Origin of the sequence: Pelomonas sp. KK5 (genome assembly GCF_001984095.1) — a bacterium.
GTDB lineage: Bacteria > Pseudomonadota > Gammaproteobacteria > Burkholderiales > Burkholderiaceae_C > KK5.
In genome coordinates, this window is record NZ_LYVQ01000463.1 from 1 (window position 1) to 1,598 (window position 1,598).

The 1,598-nt window shown below is 72.5% G+C and carries 2 protein-coding genes and 1 pseudogene; all 3 read right to left on the minus strand.

Annotation, left to right across the window (positions count from 1 at the left end):
- On the minus strand, positions 1-700 hold a 700-nt coding region (locus B0W88_RS31660; protein WP_198938006.1), incomplete at its 3' end, for a hypothetical protein.
- A 57-nt stretch (positions 701-757) separates the two neighbouring features.
- Positions 758-1,351 carry a PEP-CTERM sorting domain-containing protein gene (locus tag B0W88_RS31665; RefSeq protein ID WP_077038398.1) on the minus strand — a complete coding sequence of 198 codons (594 nt, stop codon included), beginning with the start codon at positions 1,349-1,351 and terminating at the stop codon, positions 758-760.
- A 29-nt stretch (positions 1,352-1,380) separates the two neighbouring features.
- A pseudogene (locus B0W88_RS34095) lies at positions 1,381-1,598 on the minus strand (hypothetical protein); the annotation flags it as partial.

Genomic DNA, 1,598 nt, shown 5'->3' on the forward strand with positions numbered 1-1,598 from the left:
GGTCGAAGGCCTCGGCCATCGCGGCGCGAGCCAGCGCGGTCAGGTTGGCGCGCTCGTCGAACCAGGCCGAGTGCGAGACGGCCGTCGTCTCCAGCTGCGGCCCCTGGGCCATCGCCAGCTGCACCTGGTGGCAGCCGAAGCGTGCCGCCAGCTTGTTGACCAGCGTCAGCCCCGCCTGCCCGAAATCGCTCTCGGCCAGCGCGGCCAGCGAGACCTCGAACAGGAAGGCCGATTCATCGAGCCGCCGCCGCGCCGCGCCGAGCTCGCGCTGGTCGAACAGGTCGGCCATCCAGCCGGCGCCCCAGTGCGTCAGCCGGGCGGAAAGCCGCGCCGCCTCGGGGCTGGCGTCGAGCATCTCGACCACCACCGCGCCATGCAGCGTGGCGCCGGCGGCGAGCGGATAGGCCAGCTGCGTCGGCTCGCCGGGCTGCTGGCGGCGCACGCCCTGGCGGGTCGTCAGGCACTCGCGCGCGACGTCCGCGAGCCGCTGCAGCTCGGTGCCCTCGGGCCAGGCGGCGGCGGGCACGTAGGACCCCTCGGCGTCCTGCAGCAGCAGCAGGCCCACCTGCACGCCGGGCACCAGGCTGCACAGCACGGCCAGCCAGGCGCGGCACAGCTGCTCGGCCGATTCGGCCGAGGCCAGCGCGGCCCAGGCGGCATCAGCAGCGACGGAAGGAGGGATCTCGTGGCGGGCGTTCATCGGCGGTCGATGTGGCGGAGCGCCCTGCCCGCTCGGGGCGTGCTCCGCGCTGCGATTTCAGGAGCGACGGCGGCGGGCCATCAGCGCCAGCACACCGAGGCCGGCGGCCAGCATCACGGCCGGCGGCGCCTCGGGCACCGGCGAGACGGTGACGGTGCTGTCCAGCGTCAGCGGGATGTCGCTGAAGTCGGAGGCATCGGTCAGCAGCAGGTCCAGATGCACCTTCTGCACGCCGCTGGCCACGCCGATGAAGCTGAAGCTCACCGCCACCGGCCCGGCCGCCAGGCTCGGCGGCACGATGTTGGCCAGCAGCGAGATGCCGTAGTGCTCGTAGCCGGGCATGGCGGGATCGGGCGCGGTGCTGACCTGCGTCAGGCTCGGGTCGAACTGCGCGGTGAAGTCCGCGAGGCTCATGCCGAAGACCGTGGCGTCGATGCCATTGAAGGACAGCCCCGGCTCCCAGTACAGGTTCAGCGTGGCGCCGAACAGGTCGACCGGGTCGGACACGGTGATGTCCGCCACCACTGTCCCGGTGGCCCCGACCGTGGTCGTGCCCGGCGTGGCCGTGCCGCTCAATGTGGCCGCCGTCGCGGCCTGGGCGAGTGCCAGCGCCGCGGCTGCGGCGACAAGCGCGATGCGATAGGTGCTCATCGTGGTTCCCTCCAACCAAGCATTCATCGTCAAATCGTCAGCTTCCAATCATTGGGCGCTGTTTGGCGCGATCCTGCAACCCATTCATTCACCCAGGTGTTGCTGGCCAATGGTGCTTCGAGACCGAAGTCGAGCGCGCCCGCGAGCCGCACGACCGGGGCCGGCGCTGCGGCCACGGCCGCAACCGTCGGCAGCACCGTCGGCGACGGCGGCTGCACCGGCACCACCACCACCGGCGGCGGCGGGG

Bases quoted from the DNA above. Each gene is read 5' to 3' on its own strand.
- B0W88_RS31665 (WP_077038398.1), bottom strand. From the start codon at position 1,351: ATGAGCACCTATCGCATCGCGCTTGTCGCCGCAGCCGCGGCGCTGGCA.